The sequence below is a fragment of the Methanobacterium sp. BRmetb2 genome (genome assembly GCA_003491285.1).
Taxonomy (GTDB): domain Archaea; phylum Methanobacteriota; class Methanobacteria; order Methanobacteriales; family Methanobacteriaceae; genus UBA117.
The window spans coordinates 2,085,188-2,104,485 of record CP022705.1; the positions used below are offsets into that span (position 1 = coordinate 2,085,188).

The 19,298-nt window shown below is 30.9% G+C and carries 16 protein-coding genes and 1 pseudogene; 7 read left to right on the forward strand and 10 right to left on the reverse strand.

Annotated features, from left to right (window positions below):
• Positions 1 to 74 precede the first annotated feature (74 nt).
• Both CIT01_10530 and CIT01_10535 read left to right on the forward strand, forming a co-directional pair.
• On the forward strand, positions 75 to 737 hold the full coding sequence (locus CIT01_10530; GenBank protein ID AXV38611.1) for an oxidoreductase: 663 nt from the start codon (positions 75 to 77) through the stop codon (positions 735 to 737).
• Positions 734 to 979 (forward strand): hypothetical protein, encoded by a 246-nt coding sequence (locus CIT01_10535; protein AXV38612.1) that lies wholly within the window; start codon positions 734 to 736, stop codon positions 977 to 979. Before CIT01_10530 ends, CIT01_10535 begins: the two co-directional genes overlap by 4 nt.
• Before the next feature lie 22 nt (positions 980 to 1,001).
• Here the strand turns inward: CIT01_10535 and CIT01_10540 are convergent, their stop codons facing one another.
• The 3 genes from CIT01_10540 to CIT01_10550 form a co-directional block, all read right to left on the reverse strand.
• A complete protein-coding gene (locus tag CIT01_10540; protein ID AXV38797.1) occupies positions 1,002 to 1,493 on the reverse strand; it encodes a hypothetical protein in 492 nt (163 codons plus the stop codon).
• A 243-nt stretch (positions 1,494 to 1,736) separates the two neighbouring features.
• On the reverse strand, positions 1,737 to 3,440 hold the full coding sequence (locus CIT01_10545) for a DNA polymerase III (GenBank protein AXV38613.1): 1,704 nt from the start codon (positions 3,438 to 3,440) through the stop codon (positions 1,737 to 1,739).
• Between the two features lie 113 nt (positions 3,441 to 3,553).
• Positions 3,554 to 7,027: a hypothetical protein gene (locus CIT01_10550; protein AXV38614.1), complete on the reverse strand. Its 3,474-nt coding sequence runs from the start codon at positions 7,025 to 7,027 to the stop codon at positions 3,554 to 3,556.
• A gap of 176 nt (positions 7,028 to 7,203) precedes the next feature.
• Between CIT01_10550 and CIT01_10555 the strand changes: the two genes are divergently transcribed.
• From CIT01_10555 to CIT01_10570, 4 genes are all read left to right on the forward strand, one after another.
• A complete protein-coding gene (locus tag CIT01_10555) occupies positions 7,204 to 7,878 on the forward strand; it encodes a methyltransferase type 11 (protein AXV38615.1) in 675 nt (224 codons plus the stop codon).
• Between the two features lie 108 nt (positions 7,879 to 7,986).
• Positions 7,987 to 8,535 carry a hypothetical protein gene (locus tag CIT01_10560; GenBank protein ID AXV38616.1) on the forward strand — a complete coding sequence of 183 codons (549 nt, stop codon included), beginning with the start codon at positions 7,987 to 7,989 and terminating at the stop codon, positions 8,533 to 8,535.
• Positions 8,536 to 8,916: 381 nt separating this feature from the next.
• Positions 8,917 to 9,948, forward strand: a complete 1,032-nt coding sequence (locus tag CIT01_10565; GenBank protein ID AXV38617.1) for a hypothetical protein — start codon at positions 8,917 to 8,919, stop codon at positions 9,946 to 9,948.
• 656 nt (positions 9,949 to 10,604) lie between these two features.
• Complete coding sequence (locus tag CIT01_10570; protein ID AXV38618.1) at positions 10,605 to 10,979, forward strand: hypothetical protein; 375 nt, start codon at positions 10,605 to 10,607, stop codon at positions 10,977 to 10,979.
• A gap of 612 nt (positions 10,980 to 11,591) precedes the next feature.
• On the opposite strand, the gene CIT01_10575 is transcribed toward CIT01_10570, so the two are convergent.
• The 3 genes from CIT01_10575 to CIT01_10585 form a co-directional block, all read right to left on the reverse strand.
• A complete protein-coding gene (locus CIT01_10575; GenBank protein ID AXV38619.1) occupies positions 11,592 to 12,557 on the reverse strand; it encodes a hypothetical protein in 966 nt (321 codons plus the stop codon).
• A 69-nt stretch (positions 12,558 to 12,626) separates the two neighbouring features.
• Complete coding sequence (locus CIT01_10580) at positions 12,627 to 12,962, reverse strand: hypothetical protein (protein AXV38620.1); 336 nt, start codon at positions 12,960 to 12,962, stop codon at positions 12,627 to 12,629.
• A 35-nt stretch (positions 12,963 to 12,997) separates the two neighbouring features.
• Positions 12,998 to 13,231 (reverse strand): hypothetical protein, encoded by a 234-nt coding sequence (locus CIT01_10585; protein ID AXV38621.1) that lies wholly within the window; start codon positions 13,229 to 13,231, stop codon positions 12,998 to 13,000.
• 143 nt (positions 13,232 to 13,374) lie between these two features.
• Between CIT01_10585 and CIT01_10590 the strand changes: the two genes are divergently transcribed.
• Positions 13,375 to 14,790 carry a hypothetical protein gene (locus CIT01_10590; protein ID AXV38622.1) on the forward strand — a complete coding sequence of 472 codons (1,416 nt, stop codon included), beginning with the start codon at positions 13,375 to 13,377 and terminating at the stop codon, positions 14,788 to 14,790.
• Between the two features lie 165 nt (positions 14,791 to 14,955).
• Here CIT01_10590 and CIT01_10595 read toward each other — a convergent pair whose 3' ends face one another.
• From CIT01_10595 to CIT01_10610, 4 genes and pseudogenes are all read right to left on the reverse strand, one after another.
• On the reverse strand, positions 14,956 to 15,246 hold the full coding sequence (locus CIT01_10595; protein ID AXV38623.1) for a hypothetical protein: 291 nt from the start codon (positions 15,244 to 15,246) through the stop codon (positions 14,956 to 14,958).
• Positions 15,247 to 15,261: 15 nt separating this feature from the next.
• Positions 15,262 to 15,474, reverse strand: a complete 213-nt coding sequence (locus CIT01_10600) for a hypothetical protein (GenBank protein ID AXV38624.1) — start codon at positions 15,472 to 15,474, stop codon at positions 15,262 to 15,264.
• 1,082 nt (positions 15,475 to 16,556) lie between these two features.
• A pseudogene (locus CIT01_10605) lies at positions 16,557 to 16,838 on the reverse strand (hypothetical protein).
• Between the two features lie 246 nt (positions 16,839 to 17,084).
• Positions 17,085 to 19,148, reverse strand: coding sequence for a hypothetical protein (locus CIT01_10610; GenBank protein AXV38625.1), 2,064 nt, complete (start codon positions 19,146 to 19,148; stop codon positions 17,085 to 17,087).
• Positions 19,149 to 19,298: the final 150 nt, after the last annotated feature.

Below are 19,298 nucleotides of genomic sequence, written 5' to 3' on the forward strand. Positions count from 1 at the left end.
TTAATCTGGTTATAGTATAAATTTAAGGAACATTACATATATAATTAATATCATTAAAATTTTGTGAGGGTAAAATGAATAAAATAGCTGTTGCTGTTGTTTTAATTTTAGTTATTTTAATGGGAGTATATCTAGTTTTTAATCTGTCTATTAATGAACCAATAAAGCTGGATACAGTTGAGGTTAGAGAATATCAGGGAGAAAAACTTTCTTCAGTTAATGATTTTCGTGAAAATTCCATTAAAGGTCCTCAAAATGTTGATGTTAATTCATACCAGTTAGAAGTTACAGGGCTGGTTAATGATCCTAAAAATTATACTTATGATCAGGTAATTAACGATTTTCAGAGTTATGAAAAGGTTGTTACTTTAAATTGTGTGGAAGGTTGGGATGTTACTATTCTATGGAATGGCGTTCTGGTAAAAGACATTATTAATCAATCCAAACCATCCTCTAATGCTAAAGTAGTTATTTTTTATGCAGTAGATGGTTATTCTACTTCGTTTCTTATAGAATACATTGAAAATAATAACATATTACTAGCTTATAAAATGAACAATGCTACACTCCCTCCAGAGAGAGGTTTTCCATTCCAATTAGTTGCTGAGAGTAAATGGGGTTATAAATGGATAAAATGGGTTAAAAAAATTGAATTATCCAACGATACTAATTATAAAGGTTACTGGGAAAGCAGAGGATATTCAAATTCTGGAAATTTAAGTGAGGAATTTTTATGAAAAATGCAAATTTAGTGTTAATTAAAAAAATTGTATGTATAGTTCTTTACATTGTTATAGTGTTGATAATTATAAGTGGTCTGGGTATGACATACTTCAGGACCGTTGAATATTTAACTCTTGGATTTTTACAAAAAAACATAGCATTCAAGATTCATGAAATTCTTTTTCCGGTATTCCTATTACTGTTGATTATTCATACCATAATACCTACACTATTAAAAAGAAAAAAGGATAACTAATTAAATAATTCAGATAATTAAATTATTCCTTTTTTTCTATTATCACTGCAGTTCCATAGGCCAGTATTTCCTGCATTACATTTGAAATCTCATCAGAATCAAATCTTGCACTTATTATGGCGTTACCACCCATATCTTTGGCATGATCTACCATTCTCTGCAGGGCTTCTTGTCGTGTGTGATCCATCATTTTCACGTATTCTTTAATTTCCCCACCAAATGCTGATCTTATACCAGCACCTATCTGTCCCCCTAGTCCTCTACTTCTAACAGTTAAACCGTAAACAAATCCTCTGGTTGCTACCACATTATATCCAGGTACATAATTGGAGCTGACAATAATTATATTATCATAAGTTGCAGGCGCAGTCGTTTGGAAACTAGGAATTACTTCAGGTTCTGGCTCAGGTTCTGGCTCAGGTTCGGGTTCAACATATTCTTCTAACTGGGATCCACATTCAGTACAAAATTTAGAGTTATCTGGATATTGAATATCACAATTGGGACAAACCATTATTTTTTCTGTTTCTTCAACAGGTTTACTGTCAGCTGTGGATGGCACATCTCCAGAAACATCATCTTTTCTTCTTTTTTCTTCCAATTTTCTTCTTATTTCGTCACTGGTCACCATAAAAATCTCCTCGTTATAATTTTTTTATGAATTTAAATGTAATTATATTATTTATTTTAGCTATTTAATTTATTCTTAACATTAAATCTTAGACTTTGAATAAATTAGATTTATTATTGTATGGTATTAATTAAACAATTTTTCAAGTTTTTTCAGTGATAATGTATTTATAATATCCATCTTTGTAGCCCAACCTCTACGGGCAGTTGCTATTCCGAGATTAATATATTTTAGCTGATCTTGACTATGAGCATCAGTATTGATAACCAGTTTACATCCATGTTCCAGGGATTTTTTAATATTCACATCACTTAGATCAAGCCGGTTGGGTTGAGAGTTAACTTCCAGGAAAGTATTTGTTTCCCGGGATACCTTAAAAATTTTATCCAAGTCTAAATCATAAGCCTGTCGTTCTTGAATTTTTCGACTGGTAGGATGCCCTATAATATTCACGTTTTCATTTGCCATGGCAGTTATCAGTCTCTTGGTAATTTTATCCTCATTCTGTCTAAATCCTGAATGAATGCTTGCTACTACTATATCTAAGTCTTTTAATAAATCATTTTCAACATCTAATTTACCATCAGAACCAATATTAACTTCCACCCCATTTAATATTGTAATATCATCCATTCCATTGTTAATTTTATTAATTTCCTTCATCTGTTCTTTGATTCTCTTTTCATCCATACTTCCAGCTATTTTAAGGCTTCCAGCATGATCAGTTAAGGCAATATATTCATATCCTATTTGGGAGGCAGATTGAACCATTTCCTCTAAACTGTGTGAACCATCACTCCATTTGGTATGTATCTGGAGATCTCCTTTAATATCATGGTAGCCCACGAGTTCAGGTAATTTTTTTTCCGTGGCTGCCTCTATTTCTCCCCTATTTTCCCTTAATTCAGGTTCAATGTAGTTCATTCCCAGTTTATGGAAAAGTTCTTCTTCACTTTCTCCGGCTATCCTATTTTTACCTTTAAATAATCCGTATTCATTTAATTTTAAGTTATTTTTTATGGCAATTCTTCGTAGTTCCACATTAGTTTCCTTGGATCCAGTGAAGTACATCAACGCCGCACCAAAGACATTAGCCTTAAAGACCCGCAGGTCACATTCAATACCTTCATTTAATCGAACAGTTGATTTAGATGGACCTTTGTTTATTACATCCACAACCATATCCATTGTGATAAAAAAATCCATAACTTTCTGGGGATGAGAGGTAATCACAAGGATATCAATGTCACCTATAGTTTCTTTTCTTCTTCTTATTGATCCTGCTATTTTCACATCATCGGTGATGTCCAGTTCATCTAACTGGGTTTTCAGTTCTTGTGCTATAGGTAAAACGTATCCTAGAAGTTTTCGGGTGCCGTGTTTTTTTGCAAATTCAATATTTTCAAGTATATTTTTTTCACTTTTTTCTCCCATTCCCTTTAATCTGCGAATCTTATGTCTTTTTGCCTGATTTTCAAGGTCTTCGAGATTTTTTATTCCTAATTCTTCGTATAAATGTTTTATTTTTTTAGGACCCAGGCCTTCAACTGACATCAATGCATCAAAATCAACCGGTATTTCTTTTCTTAGTTCTTCCAGGTATTGTAGGGAGCCAGTGTCCAGTATTTCTTCTATTTTTAGGGCTATATTTTTGCCAATACCTGGTAATTTCTCAAGATTTCCCTCTTCTCTTACTTCCGAGATGTTTTCAGTTAAAAATTCAATAGTGTGAGCAGCTCTTCTATACGCCTTAGGTCGAAATGGATTATCCTCCATTTCTAAAAAATCAGCTACATTATATAGTATTTCTGCTATTTCTTTATTTTCCATTAAAACCCCTTTTATGCTTAAATTAACTAATTGTAAATGTTTTCTAGATGCTTAAATATTATTTCGATTTTTAATGTTCATTTTGGAATACCTTGAAATTTCAATCCAATCTTTTAAATTCTCTCTTTGTATTTCATTTTTGAAAATTTCAGTATAAAACTGGTTCCTCTGGTTCTATTAAGCTTTACTGTTCCATCAAGCTGTTTAATCAGTGAATTTATTAATAAAAATCCTAAGGTATTATTTTTATTAACATCAATCTCTTCTGGAATGCCTATACCAGTATCTGATACCTCTAAAACATATTTTTCATTCTTTTTATGGAGTTTTATTGAAATCTCACCCGATAATCCCAGTGGAAATGCATGTTTCATGGAATTTGTAACCAGTTCATTAATAATCAACCCACTAGGGACTGCAGTATTAATATCCATAAAAATATTTTTTGCCTGAATTTTGACTTTTATCTGATTTGGATTAACATTATATGAACTTAGTAGTCCTGAAACTAGGCTATGTATATATTCTGAAAAATTTATATGGGACAAATCTTTGGACTGATATAACTGTTCATGGATCATGGCCATTGATCTTACCCGATTTTGACTTTCTTGGAAAACATCAAATGCATCTGAATCCTCAATAAAAGTGGATTGAAGATTTAAAAGGCTGGAAATAATTTGTAAATTGTTTTTCACCCGATGATGTATTTCTTTTAAAAGCAGATCTTTTTCTTCAAGGGATTTTTTAATAGTATTTTCGTATAATTTTCGATCACTTATTTCTCTAGCTATGATAGTTATTACAGAAATTTCTTCATCTTCCTTCATAGGGATTGTTCGTATTTCTAACCAATGTTTTTTATTATCTAATCCTTCAACAGCTATTTCAAAAGGTTTAATATCTTTTCCATTGATTAATTGAGATTTTATTTTCTTCATTAGTTTATAATGTTTCTGGGAAAGGTTACCTAACTCTGAAATATGTTTTACCTCAGAAATATTCTCAATGTGCTTTGATAATGTTTTTAATAATATATTATTTAGTGCGATTATTTTGCCTTCAGGAGTAATTACAATAATATAATCTGGAGAAGAGGCAAACAGAGTTCTATATTTTTCTTCACTTTTTCGAAGCTCAATTTCGGCATTCTTAAGGGCAGTAATATCTATTAAACTGAATACTATTCCCTGAAATTTATTTTCACCATTAAATAGTGGATTTCCCAGTGACTCAACCCATAAATAATGGCCTTCAGCGTGTTTATATCGATGTGTAACATCACCCCGCATATAACTACGGGTAGCCTTCATAAAAGTGTTTTTTACCTCATCATAATCATCGGGATGGACTTTTTCTAAAAATTCAAATACAGAACTGCCAAGAACCTCTTCAACCGGATATCCTAATATTTCCTTAACTGAAGGACTAATATACTGAAAAATTCCTTTTGAATCAACCTGTCCCACAACATTAAGCATATTGTCAGTTACTAAAGTTAAAAGTTCTTCCCTCTTTCGCAACTGTTTTTCAATCTTTTTTTGATAAGTAACGTCACGAGTGGTTATTATTATTCCTTTAGGAACATTATTCACGTCTTTAAAGAGGGATGCACTTATTTCACCGTGGAAATATTTTCCATTCTTTTTCTTCATATGGTAAATACGGTTCCTTATGGTGCCTTTCTCCAGTAACTCTTTAATATCCTCATTAACTTGTTTTTGGTCTTCTGGTTTAATCAGGTCTAAAGCTTTTTTTCCAATAATTTCATCAGTACTTTCATATCCATACAAATCCAGTTTTCTCTGTGATACATAAGCTAGGTTCCCATCAAGATCCGTTACAGTTATGGCTTCTGGGGAGGTTTGAATCAGGGTTTCATACAATTTATTGGATTCTTTTAATGCTTTACTTGCAGCTTTACTTTTTGTTATATCCATAAGTGATGCAACACTCTTTTTGGTATCTTTTATTAAATCCACGGTTAGTAATATGTCTTTAACCTTTTTTTCACGGTCAACAAATTTAAATTCATATTCTGTGGGAGCTTTTCCGTGTTCTGTTCTTCTTAAGTTGTGATATTCTAACATCATCTCTTTACAATCTTCATGCACAAATTCAGTCCACTTCATCTTTCCTTCTATCTCTTTTGATGAATATCCTGAAATCTTTTCAAATTCGCTGTTGGCAAGAGAAATAACATGGTCTTTCCCCACTAAAATAGTGGCTGTACCGGTATTTTCAAATATGGATTTATAAAAAGATTCTGATTCTTTAATTTTTTTCTCAGACATTTTTCTAGCTGTAATATCCCTTATATTCACTATGTTTGCAGGTTCTCCTTTGAATTGTATTTTAGTGCCAAGACCCTCTACCCATCTTTTTTTTCCAGAAAGATCCTTTAATTCATATTCTGCCAGGAAACCACCCTTTCCCTGTTTTACTAATTCAATATGTTTTTTTACTCGTTTTCTCGTTTTTTCATCAATATAGTTAAAGATATTAAGTCCAATAGCAATGGAGGAAGAATCTAATCCTGCAAGTTTTCCAGCGGCAGGATTGGCAAATAATACTTTTCCGTCCCAATCTAAAATTAAGGTTGCATCAAGATTGTTATCCCATAAAGAACGAAATAAATCTTCACTTTCCTTTAAATCTGAAATCATTTTTTTACGTTCTTCCTCTTCCCCTATTGCTGATGCCAAAATTTTTATTAGATTTTTTTCATCTTCATCAGGGATATAATCGTGCTGATAAACTGTACACAAAGTACCCATGGTTCTTCCAGCAAATTTGACAGGATATCCCAGATACGTTTTTAGATTATAGGCTTTTACATTAGGGTCAGTTTCATTATAAGGAGTTTCCGGTAAATTATTAACCAAAAAAATTTCATCTCGGTCTTGATTTATTACATCAAAACAGATATGTCCCTGTGCAGGGTTTACCATTTTAGGATCCCTTGGAAGATTCCAATGCGACTTGCTGTACAGATAGTCACCTTCCAGACTATTATAAAGAGCAGAATGAGCATGCAATAATTTTCCACAAAGAATTGTTAAATTTTCAATATTTACATCTGGATCAAGGCTCAGTCTTGAAAATGTTCTATTCAACTCCTCTAGACCAACTAAATATTTTTCATAATTTTCTAAATTTTTAACAATAGTTTCAATAGAAAATTTCAGAACACCGTCATCTGGTGTGTTAAAAATATAGTAATGGTCTTTTAGAGATTCCATTTTTTCCAAAGAGGCCGGGTTTACCTTAGGCGATATAAATAGTATTGGTATTTTAGATTTTTGTTTTAATAAGTTTGACTCATCAATTTTTTCAATGTTTTTCTCAGATAGGTTTTCAATTAAAATAAGTTGTGGATTGAGTTTTTCCACTTTTTTAAGATGAGCATCATCAATACTTAAATTATCTATTAGTGGATAACCCCACTTTTCCAAGTTATACTGGAGATCTGACTTCTTTTTATCTGTAATCAAAAGTATTTTGATTTTTGACATATAAAGCCTGCCACATCCTTTAAATGTTTCATAAAATTTAGAAAGTTTACTTATAGACATTATGTATAACATTATATAAAAAAATTATTAATTAGGACGTATTTATTTCAAATAATCATTTTTAGATTCACAGATACCATTCTATGGTAAAAATTTTCTAGATTTAGTTTAGAAGAAAATAAGTTAGGAAGATTCTTTAAAATCTGATTATTACAAATCTTTTAAGCTTGGAATTACAATATATCTCTATGAACAGCCACCACAAATGGAAGCATTTCAACAGAAAAACACCTGTAAGTGTCCCTTTAGATAAATTATTCTATGAAAAGGTTTCTCATGATTTAAATATTTTAGATGCAGGATGTGGTTGGGGCCGAATTGCTCTGCAATTACAAAGGGAAGGGTACAATGTAACGGGTTTTGATATTAATCCTAAAAATATAGCATCTGCTAATGAATTTGCCCAAAAGTTTAATTCTATTTACGAAAATAAGATAAATTTTACCGTGGCCAATGCTCTTAATTTACCTTATGAAGATGAATCTTTTGATGTTTATTTAATGCAGGCGTTTATGACTACAATTGTTGATGTAGATGATCGTTTATCAATTTTAATGGAAGCTCAACGCATTTTAAAGACGGGTGGCATTCTTTATATAGCTGATTTTGGTCAGACCTGGGATCCTGTTTATAAAAAAAGATATCTTTCAGATTATAAAGTAACCGGTGAGATGTGTACTTTTATTGTAAGAGAAAATGGTAATCCAGATGGTGTGGAAATTTACAGAGCCCACCATTACAGTGAAAAAGAACTTAAAAATTTATTAAGGCCCCTTTTTAGGATTGATTTGATTGAAAAAAGGGTTTTTACCAGTTATCATGGAAATAAGGTAAATGGTTTTATAGTTATTGCCAGTAAATAGTAAACAATTTATAAAAAATGTAATAGAATTTTTGTAAATGGAATTAAATCAATATTAAACGATTTATATCAGTATAATTATTAAACGATTTATTTAGAGGTAGTTTAAATGTTAGAACTCAAAAATCTGATTATTCATACTCATCCTGAGGTTAAAGAAGATGAAAATGCCTCTTTATTACTTCTTGAGAACTTGGACGTCAAAAGAAGTGATGAAGTACTTTTAATAGGAATTGGAACAGGTTTGATCCCGGTTTACACTGCTAAAAGAGCGAGAAAAGTTGTTGCCACTGATGTTAACCAGCATGCCATTAAGTGTGCTGTTAAAAATACTGTTGTTAACAAGGCTTACAATGTGGAACTTAGGGAAGGATTACTTTTTGAACCAGTGGAGGCTGAAAAATTTGATCTTATCCTATTCAATGCCCATTATATTTTAGATTTAGAATATACTGATGATAGTTTCATAGGGAAATTTGCTGAAGAGGTTGGAGATTATTTGACTAAAAAGGGCCGCCTTTATGTTTTGGGATCAGATGGTGATAAGGAAACAATAATTTCTAAATTTGATGTTGCAGGTTTTGATGCTGAGATCAATGCCACTAAAAAATGTTCTTCTGAGGAGATGGTGGTTATAATTGGGAAACTGAAAAATTGATTTTAAGGAGGTAACTAAACTTAAAAAGCCATAAACAAGTGAAAAAACACAATATACTCAACATTCTCTTCGTCAATACGCAAAAGGAGAAAATCATGTTAACAATGCAGAAAACAGACATTCCCTCCTAAGGCCATTTTTAAACATCTTCAGAGGAATATCAAAGAAAAATTTGAATACATACATAAAATTCTTCCAATTTACCTAATAACGGAGTAAAATGGCTATAAAAATCACTCCATATACTACTAAAAAATAAACACACAAAAGGACATGAGCGATAATTTAAATAAGGTAAATTCTTTTCATACTAATAAAATATAAATATATCTTACTTTATATTCTTAAAGTGGAATAGTGGATAGATTTGTCGTGATTTATATGAATTATAGACCTTATTTTAAGTATAATACAAATATTGTCAATAATCTTGCAGAAATTTCATCTGCTCGAGAAGTTATAATGCGCTCTCGTTTAGTTCCTGCTGATGATCTTATATTGAAAAATAGTGCTATTGAAAAGGCAGCTCATTCATCAACAGCCATTGAAGGTAATCCTCTCACTCCCCAACAAGTAAATCAACTTTTCAAAGGCGAAAATGTCGTGGCTGCTGAAAAAGCTAAAAAAGAAGTTTTAAATTATTTGAATGTCTTAAAAAATATTGATAACTATCACAAAAATGGGAAAATAAGCCTAAAAAACATCTTGGAAATTCATAAAGATATATCAAATGAAGTATTAGATCGGCCCGAATGTGAAGGAAAATTTAGAGAGAATAGAGTAGTTGTTTCCAACAAAATAAGAGGCACTGAATATCATCCTCCACGTTATTCTGAAATTCCTGAACTGGTTCAAAGTTTCTTAAAATGGTTCAATAGTGATTTAGATTTTCATCCTGTGATAATTGCAGGTATAGCTCATTATGAATTCGTTAGGATTCATCCATTTGTTGATGGTAATGGTAGAACTGCCAGGGCATTAGCTACTCTTATTCTTTACATAAAAAAATTTGATATCAAACGTTATTTTGCTTTAGACGAATATTATGATGTTGATAGGAATGCATATGAACTTGCTCTACAATCAGCTGATGTAACCGAAGATCTTACAGAATGGTTAGAATATTTTGTTAAGGGAGTTCTTGTTTCAATCTTAAAGGTTAAGGAGATCGTTGTAAGATTATCTTCTGAAATGCAAAGAACGGAAGATGCAGGACAGGTAGCTCTTACAGAAAAACAAAGAGAAATTGTTATGTATTTGCAAGAAAATGGAACAATCGCAAATAAAGATATCCAAAAAATGTTCGACATAACATCACAAGCAGCACTTAAAATTATAAACAATATGTTAAAGGATGATGTAATTGAAAAAGAGGGCTCTGGACCTGGAACGCATTATATACTTAAAAACTAACACCTAGAACCAAAACTGTTACTTATCTACAACCAGATCGTCAACTTATCAACAACCAAATAATTACATTGTGAATAGCTTCTTTTTGGATTATACGTATTATATATTCTGTAATATAAATTATATATTCATATTATGTATTTTTCAAAATTTTACAGATTTTAATCAAATTTAATTCTATTCAAAAGGTTTTAAAGAATTTTCGAATTGCTTATCAACAACCAGATCATCAACACATCAACAACCAAGTAATTTAAAAATAAATCATGCCTCATCTAATCTCGTTATAGTTCTGTATATTCACAAAGATGTCATTAAATATATTACATAATGTGTTGTATATTATGATAAATGAAGATGAAGAACTTTTAGAAAAATGGTTTTTGATCCGTAACATAAGTTCAGGAACTCAAAAATCGTATCTAATCCCATTAAACGAATTTTTAAATGTTACTAAGAAAACATCAGCAGAATTAATAACTGAATCTAAAAAAGAGAGTCTTTCAACGTTGAATTAATGGATCGAAAAGTAACCCTAAATCTACTCTGCTTTAAGAAAAAATTAAAGGAAGACGGAAAAGCCCCCAATACTATTAATTTATATTTTTTGCGATTAAATCCTTTTACAAGGAATTCCAATTATTTTACCAGAAATTATGCTGGATACAGGTGATATTGGGGTTGAAAAAAATATTGGCAGACGATTAGAACGATCTGATATCCTGAAAATGATTGGTCTTGCCTTCCCCCGAGAACGAGCTCTTATTTATCTAATGGTCTTGAGTGGTATGGGCCAACAAGAAGCCAAAGATCTAACTATTAATAAGTTACTTGATTATACAAGTTCTGCTATTGATGTGAATTTGAGAGATGTTTATGATTTGTTCTCCCATGAAGAACAGGTTTTAAAAGAGGTTTTAACTCTGAATATCACTAGAAAAAAAGTTAGATATAGACATCTGACATTTTTACCTCCTGAAGCAACTAGAGAAATAATCAATTACTTAAAAAAAGCGATGCTATGGGTGTAATAAAAAGATTAGGGTTCAAACCAAATATGATAGGATATTTGTAAATAACTAGGGTGAAAAGTTGAGTAGGGATAGTATTGTTACTAATTTTCGTAGACTAGGTCAAGAAGCTGGTTTCGAGAAGGAAAACGTTTGTTATATTTTTTGGAGAAGTCATGCTCTACGGAAGTATTTTATCAGCACCATTATAAACAAAAAAAGCTGAGAAAGCCATTGCTGATTACATGACTGGCCATAAAATTTCTTCCCAGGAGCGAACTTACTGGCTAGCCAACCCTGAAGATCTTAAAGAACACTACCTTAAAGCCCTACCATATCTGAGTATTGATGGAAAAAAGTAAGGGGATGTTGAAAGCCTGGAATTCAAGGCAATCATGGAGGATTCTAATAAGAAAGATGAAAAAATAGATGAATTTGAAAAAAGAGTGGAATTAATGGAAAAAAGAGATAGAAAAAAGGAACGGTTATTTGATAATGAAGAATTCACTAAAAAACATCTTTGATCATTATAAATGATTAATGGTAAACAAAAAAATAAGGGTATACTCCACTCTTCGTTAGTAATCTTTTTCCATTTAATTTTATTCCTATTGAAATTATGAATTACATTTTCTATCCTTCTCTATAAATTGCAATGGGTGTGAATGTTACATATGGAAATTTAGGTGAAAAAAATTGATCCACACCTCTTAAAGCATTAAAAACTTCATCCATAGGTATTTCCATCTGTAAATTACTCTTAATTTCTTCATCAATATTTAAAAAAACATTATTAGGCTTAGAATCAGTTTTTTCATAATTTTTTGGTAGTATATATGATATTCGCCCAAATATATACCAGTTAGAAGCAGGTGCAGTTCCATATTTTAAAACTATACTTTTGATAGGATCTCGTAAATAATCTTCTTTTATATCTCCGACAAATCTAAAATAAGGTTCTTCTGGAAAAGGAGTAACTTTTACAACTAATTTATTTCTAAAAAACTGTTTGATCACTGTTAAAATACTATTAAGCATTTTTGGATCTAATTTCATAGTTTCTTTGATCTTTTTTTCTTTTTCTCTTTCCCATTTCTTCCTTTCTTTTTTTGTCAAATTATCTGGTGGTTGTACATTACCCGCACTAAGGTAACTCATTGCATTTCCAATTTCATTAAATTTTTCAGCAATTTCTTGAAAATTAGCATAATCATCTAATATTATCTGAGCACTAATCAAAACAAATGAAGTTTCATGGATAGATTTAATCAATTTTCCATCTTTCCAATTTTGCAATATATTTTTTTGGTTTTCATCTATAAAAACAACTTTATTAGCTTTTTCTAATTTATTTTTAACACGATCGTAAATATAATCATGTAATATCTTTGTTTCAGTCTCTACATCTTTTTTTAGGTATCCAGTAGTACCTTTTCCACCTATACCAAAAATAGCTGCTTTTAATTCACCAGAAATTTCTTTTTGATCACCTTTTTCTTCAATTAAATCTTTAATTAAGCCCTTTTCTAATTGTGAGATAATAGAACCTAATGTGTCAGTATCTAAATAAATAAAATCTCGGATTATAACTTCATCCATAAAATCCTCCATATTTTTTTTCATTAATTAAAAGAACGATAAATTAATTGATAAAAAATAATTCATTAATCAACTTTCATCCTTTTTACATTCTTCATGCAATTTTTTTACAATATCCGAGGGCCAACTGAATCTTTTATTTTTTAATCTAATTGATTTACCTTCAGAAATTGGTTTAACTAATTTTTTTAGCTTTTTAATATCTCTTTCACGCCATTTTCCATTTTCATTAGCCCATTCAACGATCAAATCAGGATCAATTTTTTGGTCATTATCATACAACTTTTTAAAAATATATTTAGCCCTATCAACCTCTCCATTATTAAACATCTTTACATAATTAGATCCAATTGAAAGATGATTTGTAAGTTCTTCTAAAGCTTTTCTAACAACACACTTTAACATGGAAAACTCCCCTATTGCAAACAGTTTAATGTTAACTACCCTTTTGGAGGATATGGATCTTTGCCTGGTGAAATAGTCTTTTTATCTCTAATTTTGCCATTTAGACCTTTTATGGATAATTCTCCTCCTCCTTGATTACCTAACATCTCAGAAGCTGCATCAATGGCCTCTTGTTGTGTATCATGAACGCTTGACGCTTTTTCTGATTCATTCTTTTTATTTACCCATTTGTCATCTTTCTTATAAACCATCCTGTCATTACTGCTCATCTAATTCTCCCCATTGAAAATATTTACAATATTCATTTTGAGTGCATTATTAATAATTTTTACTATTTCCAAAAATAATATTAAATAAAATACTTAAATGAATGACATAGTGATATTAGTGTATTAATAAAGTTGGGGATTAAATGCAACAGGCATTCGTAATTATGCAAATTGGGAATTCAGAATTAGACAATTTTTACGATGAGATTCTAGTTCCTACATTGAAAACATGTGATTTGGATGTAAAACGTGTTGACAAGCATAATGAGGGTAATCTGCTAAAAAGTGAAATTGTTAATTTTATTAAGTCTTCGGATATTATTCTAGCAGATCTGACAAATGAAAGACCTAATTGTTATTTAGAAGTAGGATACACAATGGGCTTAAATAAATTTCAAAATTTAATATTAATTTCTAGAGAAGATCATCTTCCTAAAAGTCCTAATTTTAAAAAGGAGGGCCCCAAAATTCATTTTGATTTAATCGGTTATGACATTATTTTTTGGGATCCGAATGATCTCAATGAATTTAAAATTAAATTAGAAACAAAAATTAAAAACCGTTTAAATTTAATAAATCAAAAAAATGGTGATGAATATTTTTCTAAAACAAATATTATTGACATATCTAAAGAATATATTAAAAAAAATGATGATGTAAATTTATATGAGCTACTAAAAAATCAGATAAAAATTGTAGAAAATCACTGGTTTGATTTGTATAACCAAGTAGACACTGAATTTATTCAAACTAAAAATATAAACGCCATTATTGATGGTTTAAAAGAATTAGAAACATATACAGATAAAATAATCTCAATTGGATTAACTTTAATCGAATATTCATCTGATTACACTGATGAATTTATTAAAATTCTTCAAAATATCTATAATTTGCCAGACATATTATTTGAAGGTAAAGGAGATTATAGTTGGAGACCCCTTGTAAGATATTTACCTCATGCAGCCTTATTCAACATATATTGTTGCTTAGGAGCTTGTGCAATCAAAAACGAAAGATTTGAAATTTTAGGCAAACTCATAAAAATTGAAATGATTAATGAAGATAGTTCAAATCTCATATCACAACCCATATGGTTAGAGGAAAGTGTATTTTACCCATCAATGTTTGCAGATTCAGATTATTTAGTAGGAGCATTCAAATTTTTATATGAATCTTATGAATACAAAGAATTTTTAAGTGAATTCTTCAGATCTAAAGAAGAATTTTTAAAATACATATGCCAATTTAGCTTAATTTTAACTTTATACTGTTTCAAACTGCAATTAGAAAATTCAGAATCAGAATATTGGATGAACCCTGTTTTTTCAGACTTTTCAGGACATAATCTAAATAAAGTGATGCCATTACTATTAAAGATTAAAAATAATAATTCTTTTGCATCAGAGTTCTCTGAAAAAGTTTTCGGCGAAACAAAGGATACTTTTATTGAAAAATATCCAGTTAGATGTCTATTAATTAATAATATTATTGAAACTTCAAGAAAATCATCACTTAGACTTTACAAATTAAATTGTAAATTCTTTTCAAGTCAATAATCAAAATAAAATAACCTCTAAACCTTTACCTTTCAACTTTTTTTAACTCCTTTTTCATCTTCGAAACGATATCACACAGGTAGTATTAGCATTTGCAGTTTCCAGAACTCACTAAGTGATACGTTACAAAGGAACTTTTACTGAAAGATGTTCTATACATAATAATTAACAAAAATTATAAACCGTATTTTCAGGATTTCCAGCATATCTCTTTATAATTCCTGCCTCTTTCAATAGATCAGCTCTTTCTTCAACAAATTTAGCGTCTGTCATAACATAATCCTCTTCTAAGAATATTTTAATTTCAGTCAGGGTAACTTGGGACTTGTCTTTAAAGTGTTTTTTGAAGGTTCTGGCGAATTCCTGAAGAGACTGGGATTTATTGTACTTATTATAAATGTTATCCTTAAACTTGTAAATCTGGTTATATTGGTTCTTTTTACCAATATTTCTCATGGGTACTTTAATCAGTTATGCATTATTGACTAAAAGTTCCAGGTTTGATTTGATGGTCCTGTAGTCTGATTGCCCGAAAAGTTTAGTGGTGGCCATGGTATAATCTCCATGGGTTATCTGTTTTAGGTGATTCCTTTTCAGATATTCCATGGCAAAATATGCTAGTTCTTTTTTGGTTTTACAGCTTTCTGGATGTGTTTTTATTTTTAGATCTTCCTTATGTGACATGTTGTTATATTGGTCATGTGTGTGCAACCCCCAGGTATCGGTCCAAGAGCTGTTCCAACAGGGGATCATCATGAAAATCAACATCAAATTTTATCATTAAATGTAATTTCAGGAGCCTGTTCTCTCTTCACCGAGAGAAGTGAACAGCCTACCGTTTTTTCTTCAACTTTTTGTTTATAGAGTTTTACACACCTTCATCCGGGATCCTGGGATAAAATTTAATGGACAAATGTTATCCTTCCATGAAAAAAATTGGTGGCAAATTATGTTTAATCAACATGACTTGTGGTAGTTGGTGACAATTTCATGTCGATTAAATTTAAATTCAATTTTTTTCCATTAGAAATACAACAGAAATAATATATTTCATCCCAAAAATTTTAGATAGTTACTTCGTCACTCAAAATTTATATGCTCTATGGTCGTCATAGATCTAACTTCGGTATAGTGTTGTTTAACGAAGTTAATTTGTATAATTTCCTTGAAAAGAAATTTTCCAAAATTGGTGTAAATGGATCACTGAGTATATATGGGTCGGTACATTTTGGGCATTTTCGATGATTTTTGAAAATCAAGCTAAATTTTTCTAGTAACTATGTGTTCTTTTCATGGATTTTTAGAAAGAATTATGCATTTTTTCCAATATTTTTTGTGATCATTATGGTATGTAAAGGATAATTATAAATATCGAGATGTACATATTTGCATAACGCCATTGAAGATCCAATCTTTGAAAAAATTTTCAATGAACTACAAGTCTACATACTTAGGCATAGGCTGATCAGTCTATGTCTAATTTTCTAAAAATAAAAAAAAGTTAGTAGAAAATTGAATTCTACTATACTTACTCAAAAAATATTCGTATTGTTATATTTGTTAGCTATAGATTGAATTCTATACAAATTTTCACTTTTTATTTTGAAATGTTCTTTACTGCCAATATTTTGCCAGTTTAATTTTTTTCTGAATTTAATTATTTCACTATTATTATCAACTAATGAAAATGTACCATTTTTATCGGCAATAGTCTTCTTGATTCGGTCGATATTTTCAATCTTTGTTAAAAATAAACCTCGATGATCATGTGATTTACCATGTACAAGGCAAAAATCCACATCACAATTAGTACAATACCACATTCCTTCAGGATTATGATTTCCACTTCCCTGCTCATAATTTATTGTTCCATATTTATGGCAGTTGGGACAGTAATTTTTGAAATATCTTGTATGATAATCGTAATCTGTTGAAAGACTGCAAGAACATTTTGCAGTTGATTTGACATATTCTTTTGTAATTTCCACATCATACGCTCCTACATATTTAGCATTTGAAACTGGAAAGAAACAAAATAAACTTAACATTAATAAAGTGAATATAAAGCGTTTTGATTGCTTAATATAATTCCTCCTATCAGGTTTTTAGAACTTTAGTGGATTAACAACTTTTTTTTGCCACAGGATTCAGGGTACCTTAAACCCTAATAGGAGCATTATATCTACCTCCAATAAATTTCTAAAACATGAATAAGAATATGTTATTCAAAATATATATAATAAACGATTTAAGAAAATAAAATCATTTATTAGAAACTTTAAATATTTATCTGGTCATTCCAAGTATTCTAAAGTTTCCTTTTTAAGTTCCAGTGCGTCCAGATTTTCTGGTTCAATGGTTAAAACTTTTTCAAAACATTCCAGTGCATCTTCATATTTGTTAATAATTCTGAAACTAATACCTTTTTGAATCAAAGCCCACGTAAAATCAGGATTAACATTTAATGCTTTGTTGAAGAATTTTATGGCAGTTTCATGCTGTTCCAGGTTCTGATTGGTGAAACCTATCTCAAAAAGGGCACCAGCGTGTTCATCATCTTCTAATAAGATTTTGGAAAAAGAGTCTATAGCCTTTTCAGATTCCCCTAATTCTCTAAGAGCAACGCCTTTAAAGTTCATGGCCCATATATTGTCCTTTTCAAGTTTAAGAGCTTCGTTGAAACATTTTACAGCCTGTTCATGTTCATCCATGAAACCGTAGCATTGACCCTTCCTGATCCATAGATCAGCACTTTCACCATCCATTTCCAGTGCTTTGTTAAACCTTTCTAAAGCCTCATTATAACGGGATAGTTCAAATAATATATCGCCACTGAAAATGTAGGCTTCAATATCATCTGGCTCCATCATGTTTACCATGTCATAACACTTTAAGGCTTCCTCATATTTTCCAAGTAACTGTAAAGATTTAGCCTTCAAAAACCAGGCTCCAATATTGTCTGGTTCTTTATTTATCACCTGATTGAATGATTCAACTGCATCAACATGTTTATCTTGATTGGCCATGGCCACTCCCCTTAAAAACCAGGTACTAACATTTTCAGGTTGAATATTGAGCACGGTTTCAAATAAAGTGGCAGCTTCCTCAAATTTATCCATGTCCAATAATATTTCGGCTTTCAAAAACAGGGCTGGAACATAATTGGAGTTAATCTCCAGTGCCTGGTCCAAACTGTTAAGAGCCTCATCAAAAGCTTCTCTCTGAAAATGAACTGTAGCCTGATTAAGCCGGGCATTTATATCCTGTGGATTTAACTGCAGGACGTAATCAAATTTATCCAGTGCATCGTCATATTTTTCCAATGATGCCAGGGTAGCTCCCTGGTTGGTGATGGCGTCACTAAATTCTGGATCTATCTCCAGACAGCGATCATAGCATTTCAGTTCATCTTCAAATAAGCCCAATTCATGTAATGATAGTGCTTTAACATTCCATACTTCAGGGTATTCTTCAAATATTTCCAGTGCCTCGTCATATGCTTCCAGTGACTGGGAATATTCACCAAGATCATAAAGTGCCAAACCCTTATGATACCATGCTTCTGGATTCAGGGGGTTGATGTCAAGGGAGCGCTCTAAAAGTTCCAGTGCTTCCTCTGCATCTCCTATACTGTAAAGGGCTTTGGCTTTAAGAAACCAGGTATGATCATTACTTGGGTCTAAGCGTAGTGATCTGTCAAAAGCATCCAGCGCTTTTTTATAACGTTTAAGAATAGAAAGGCAAATTCCTTTAGAATTCCATGTTTCTGGACTGTCCGGATATGCTTCCAATGATTTTTCAAAGTAGGTAAGGGCCTCTTCTTCTTTGTCCAATGCTAACAAGATGTTGCCCTTTTTAAATAGAATATCTGAGTTTTCTGGATCCTCTTCTAAAATTTTATCAACACAATTTAAAGCTTCACTAAACCTTGTCAGAGGTATTAAACATTCTATCATTTCATTTAATAGGTGTGTATCTCCATCAGATATTAATTCAAAGATTTGGAGAGCCTCTTCATACCGGCCCATTGCTGATAAGAGAAATGCCTTATTATTTAATAGTATTTCATCATCAGGTTTTTTTTCTAGAACCATCTCTAATGAGGATAATGCTTCATCATAGTTTCCAGATAGAAATAGAGCCATACTTTTATTTTCAACTGCCCAACTATATTCTGAGTCTATATTTAAAGCCTGATCGAAACTGTCGATAGCCTCATTATACTGATTTATTCCAATAAGACCCATTCCTTTACGGGTCCAAAGTTCGGGATCATCGGGATTTTCTTTTAATTTTTCTTCACATTCCTTGATGATTTTTTCCCATTCACCATAGGATATTTCACGGGAGTCTTCCAATTTTACACCTCAATCTTTACATTACAGTTATTAGGGGAATTATTTCATGAATTATTATTTAATTTTATCAATAAGAGTGATAATTAAAAAATAAGATAAATAAAGATTAATTTCTCAATTTAATCATATATAATATTTTTCCTTAAAAAT

Excerpts from the sequence above, each read along its gene's own strand:
- CIT01_10565 (AXV38617.1), top strand. The coding sequence starts at position 8,917 with ATGAATTATAGACCTTATTTTAAGTATAATACAAATATTGTCAATAAT.
- CIT01_10555 (AXV38615.1), top strand. The coding sequence starts at position 7,204 with ATGAACAGCCACCACAAATGGAAGCATTTCAACAGAAAAACACCTGTA.
- CIT01_10540 (AXV38797.1), bottom strand. The coding sequence starts at position 1,493 with ATGGTTTGTCCCAATTGTGATATTCAATATCCAGATAACTCTAAATTT.
- CIT01_10590 (AXV38622.1), top strand. The coding sequence starts at position 13,375 with ATGCAACAGGCATTCGTAATTATGCAAATTGGGAATTCAGAATTAGAC.
- CIT01_10580 (AXV38620.1), bottom strand. The coding sequence starts at position 12,962 with ATGTTAAAGTGTGTTGTTAGAAAAGCTTTAGAAGAACTTACAAATCAT.
- CIT01_10560 (AXV38616.1), top strand. The coding sequence starts at position 7,987 with ATGTTAGAACTCAAAAATCTGATTATTCATACTCATCCTGAGGTTAAA.
- CIT01_10575 (AXV38619.1), bottom strand. The coding sequence starts at position 12,557 with ATGGATGAAGTTATAATCCGAGATTTTATTTATTTAGATACTGACACA.
- CIT01_10595 (AXV38623.1), bottom strand. The coding sequence starts at position 15,246 with ATGAGAAATATTGGTAAAAAGAACCAATATAACCAGATTTACAAGTTT.
- CIT01_10530 (AXV38611.1), top strand. The coding sequence starts at position 75 with ATGAATAAAATAGCTGTTGCTGTTGTTTTAATTTTAGTTATTTTAATG.
- CIT01_10570 (AXV38618.1), top strand. The coding sequence starts at position 10,605 with ATGCTGGATACAGGTGATATTGGGGTTGAAAAAAATATTGGCAGACGA.
- CIT01_10545 (AXV38613.1), bottom strand. The coding sequence starts at position 3,440 with ATGGAAAATAAAGAAATAGCAGAAATACTATATAATGTAGCTGATTTT.
- CIT01_10585 (AXV38621.1), bottom strand. The coding sequence starts at position 13,231 with ATGAGCAGTAATGACAGGATGGTTTATAAGAAAGATGACAAATGGGTA.
- CIT01_10550 (AXV38614.1), bottom strand. The coding sequence starts at position 7,027 with ATGTTATACATAATGTCTATAAGTAAACTTTCTAAATTTTATGAAACA.
- CIT01_10600 (AXV38624.1), bottom strand. The coding sequence starts at position 15,474 with ATGTCACATAAGGAAGATCTAAAAATAAAAACACATCCAGAAAGCTGT.
- CIT01_10535 (AXV38612.1), top strand. The coding sequence starts at position 734 with ATGAAAAATGCAAATTTAGTGTTAATTAAAAAAATTGTATGTATAGTT.